Genomic DNA, 3,663 nt, shown 5'->3' with positions numbered 1-3,663 from the left:
TACGGCACCATACTTGATTTACTTTTTGTATATCATATATAGTTTATCACTTGTTCGACCTTAAGTAAACCGTATTGTATCATATCTTCATCTTTACTATCACGCAGTTGAGATATTGTAAGAATTCCTTGCTTGCACCACAAAGTGTCTTCTGCTTGAATCCCATAACCTTGATTATTCTGTTTGGAATCAATACTAACCTGGGGCATATCAAATAGGTGAAGCGTTTTCCGAGTATCATCCCCCCGCAACTGCATAGCAATTGTACGAACCACTTCTGCGAATGATGTCGTTACACCTGCTTGTCGTCTCTATTGATTGCTTAAATGCTTACCACCGGAATTTATTCTGCCAAAAACCTCTGTTATGTCGCTTTCATCCATTGCAGTGTAAATGGTTACTGCAAGCTGATAATCTCAAAGATCTGCACATTCTTTTGTATCTAATTTATCAAAATTTGCTTCAAATTCAAATACCTTGTCATCAGCTAATCGTTTTGCATGGGAGAACTCGTTAAGATCGAAATACCTGCCATTAAATGCAAATAAATTTTCAATAAAACCACAAATAGCATTAAGTCGCTGCATACCATCTACGATCTCATACTTTCCACTTCCATGAACTTAAGGACGTTCTGCTAGTAGAATCAAAGGAATTGGATATCCCTTTAAAATGCTTCCAATCAGTTTTTCTTTTTCGTCAACTGACCAAATTAATTTTCTTTGATACTTTCTGTTTACCAATAAGTTACCTGACCGATAGTGCCGATCGGCCTCAGTGACTGGCATTACGCGTGGAACAATGCTCATACTTATGCTCCCTTTAAGTCAAGATTTTGAGAATAGTATAATGCTATCGATCGACTAAAACAAATCTTGTTACCAAGGATTGCCTATCTGTAAGGTGCGCACTGCACACCCTACAGATAGAAGTTCTGCGTAAGTCCTCTCTTTTTACCAAGGATTGCCAATCATTCTAAAAGCAGACCAATAATAAGGATGAGAGAAATTCTGACCCCCCTGGTTTGCCAATTCCGGAGGTAGTGGCAGATTGCCAAAAGAAGTGTGCAGCATCCCCCCTTCAACTCGCACCTCTTGGCGCAACATCGCTAATTGCGCTTGCCGCAGTGCTTCTGTTTTAATCGGAGCAGTTTTTAACTGCGCGTAAAACTCCGCCATCAATGCCAAACTGCCCTCGTCGCTGACATACCAGAGAGTCGCCAGAGCCGATTTAACCCCGGCTTGCACCGCTAACCCGCCAAAGCCCAACTCGGCGTCTCGATCGCCCACAGCAGTCCTGCAAGCACTCAAAACTAACATTTCAACTTGCGGGCTTTGCCATCCCATTTGCCGCAACTGATCCAAACGCAATTTAGTATCCCACAACTGAATAAAGGATTCGCTGGGCTCTCCCGCTCGAAATTGGGCGTGAGTAGCCAAGTGAATCATCCCAAAAGGCTGCAGCTGGGGCTGCGATTTCAAATTGGCCAGGGTGAAAGCTTCGTTCAAGAAAGACTTACCCGGCCACTGCTGCGGCGTGATTGTCGCTACTTCTGTTTCCACCGCAGGCAAAGGACTCATATTTGCAAATTGCGACGCCCCCATTGCCAGAACTTGGGTATTTTTGAAATTGGCGGGGTCGGTATCTGTCAAACTGAGACTCGGCATTGCGCCAACACTGTAACGCTCTATCAAAAAGCCTTTGCCGTCGTGCAGGGCGGCCATAGGTATCGATCGCAACCCCATATCTGAGATAAAAGATAAATTCTGAATGCCTTGGGCTTGCAGGTCTGCTTCAAGCGGCGCTACTACCCACTGGTAGAGGCGCTGAGCCACGGGCAAATAACTTTTAGTATTGCGCTTTACCGGATTAGTCACTTCCGCGTGAAATTTCTCAATAGCTTCCATTATCTGGCCGCGAGAGGTTCCAGGGATGCGGCGGCGAACGGGCGCGAATTCCGGCGCGATCAGGATCAGTTCCAGTTCGTCAGAGGCTTGAAGTTGCTTTTCTACCTGCAAGAGGCGCGAACTGGTGTTAGACGGAGCGACTGTAGAACCCTTGGGTACAAAGCTGATATAGATGAGAGCTGGTTTGATGCCTGTGGCTTGTTGGACCCTGCGAAGGGTATTTTGGGAATCTTCTAGGGTGCCGAGCGCACTTGTTGATGGCGGCAAATTTAGGTAATCGGAAAACTCCCTGGTCAATCTATCCTCTACCCGAAAAATAGCTGCTGCGACGTTAGCTGGCAAGTTGGAAGAGTCAACATTCGGAGACGCCACAGGTGAATTGCCCTGTTGCAAGGAATTAGATATCTGGTTTTGCGGTTGCAAGCTGGGGGAAAATAAAGGATTTGTGCTCGGTGGCAGGTTTGGTGCCAGATCCTGTGTCGGTATCGGTGCGAGATTTATTCCCGCAGCAGCAGGCGCAACCGCTTGATTTTGAGTATTTGTCTGTGCGGTCGGCAAATTTGATACCGATGCTGGGTTTTGAGTATTTGTCTGTGCGATCGGCAAATTTGATACCGATGCTGGGTTTTGAGTATTTGTCTGTGCGGTCGGCAAATTTGATACCGATGCTAGATTTTGATTAATTGTGTCTGCGATCGACCAATTTGATTCCGGCGCTTGATTTTGAGTATTTGTCTGTGCGGCCTGCGAATTTGATTCCGGCGCTTGATTTTGAGTATTTGTCTGTGCGATCTGCGAATTTGATATCGGCGCTTGATTTTGAGTATTTGTCGGTGGGATCGGCGAATTTGATATCGGCGCTTGATTTTGAGTATTTGTCTGTGCGATCTGCGAATTTGATATCGGCGCTTGATTTTGAGTATTTGTCTGTGCGGCCTGCAAATTTGATACCGATGCTTGATTTTGAGTTTTTGTCTGTGCGGCCTGCGAATTTGATTCCGGCGCTTGATTTTGAGTTTTTGTCTGTGCGGCCTGCAAATTTGATACCGATGCTTGATTTTGACTATTTGTGTGTGCGGCCTGCAAATTTGATACCGATGCTTGATTTTGACTATTTGTGTGTGCCAGCGACAAATTTAATACCGGCCCTTGATTTTGAGTAATTGTGTGTGCGATCTGCAAATTTGATATCGGCCCTTGATTTTGAGTAATTGTCTGTGCGATCTGCAAATTTGATATCAGCGCTTGATTTTGAGTATTTGTCTGTGCGATCTGCAAATTTGATATCAGCGCTTGATTTTGAGTAATTGTCTGTGCGATCTGCAAATTTGATATCAGCGCTTGATTTTGAGTAATTGTCTGTGCCAGCGACAAATTTGATATCAGCGCTTGATTTTGAGTATTTGTCTGTGCCAGCGACAAATTTGATACCGATGCTTGATTTTGAGTAATTGTCTGTGCGATCTGCAAATTTGATACCGATGCTTGATTTTGAGTATTTATCTGTGCCAGCGACAAATTTGATACCGATGCTTGATTTTGAGTATTTGTCTGTGCCAGCTGCAAATTTAATACCGGCGCTTGATTTTGAGTATTTGTCTGTGCCAGCGGCAAATTTGATACTGGTGCTTGATTTTGAGTATTTGTCTGTGCCAGCGGCAAATTTGATACTGGTGCTTGATTTTGAGTATTTGTCTCTGCCAGCGGCGAATTTGATACTGGCGCTGGATTTTGAGTATTTGTCTCTGCCAGCGGC

3 protein-coding genes are annotated in these 3,663 nt (G+C 44.7%); all 3 read right to left on the bottom strand.

Annotated features, from left to right (window positions below; genetic code table 11):
• Window positions 1-416: 416 nt before the first annotated feature.
• Window positions 417-587, bottom strand: a complete 171-nt coding sequence (locus tag QUB61_RS38395) for a hypothetical protein (RefSeq protein ID WP_333136565.1) — start codon at window positions 585-587, stop codon at window positions 417-419.
• Between the two features lie 36 nt (window positions 588-623).
• Window positions 624-809, bottom strand: a complete 186-nt coding sequence (locus QUB61_RS38390; protein WP_333136567.1) for a DUF262 domain-containing protein — start codon at window positions 807-809, stop codon at window positions 624-626.
• 144 nt (window positions 810-953) lie between these two features.
• The coding region (locus QUB61_RS38385) for a CHAT domain-containing protein (RefSeq protein ID WP_333190425.1) at window positions 954-3,663 on the bottom strand (2,710 nt) is incomplete at its 5' end.

Source organism: Microcoleus sp. C2D2 (genome assembly GCF_036702495.1).
GTDB lineage: Bacteria > Cyanobacteriota > Cyanobacteriia > Cyanobacteriales > Microcoleaceae > Microcoleus.
Note: the sequence above shows the minus strand (reverse complement) of the source record. Positions and strands in the feature narration are given on the sequence as shown.

Bases quoted from the DNA above. Each gene is read 5' to 3' on its own strand.
- QUB61_RS38390 (WP_333136567.1), bottom strand. From the start codon at position 809: ATGAGCATTGTTCCACGCGTAATGCCAGTCACTGAGGCCGATCGGCAC.
- QUB61_RS38395 (WP_333136565.1), bottom strand. From the start codon at position 587: ATGCAGCGACTTAATGCTATTTGTGGTTTTATTGAAAATTTATTTGCA.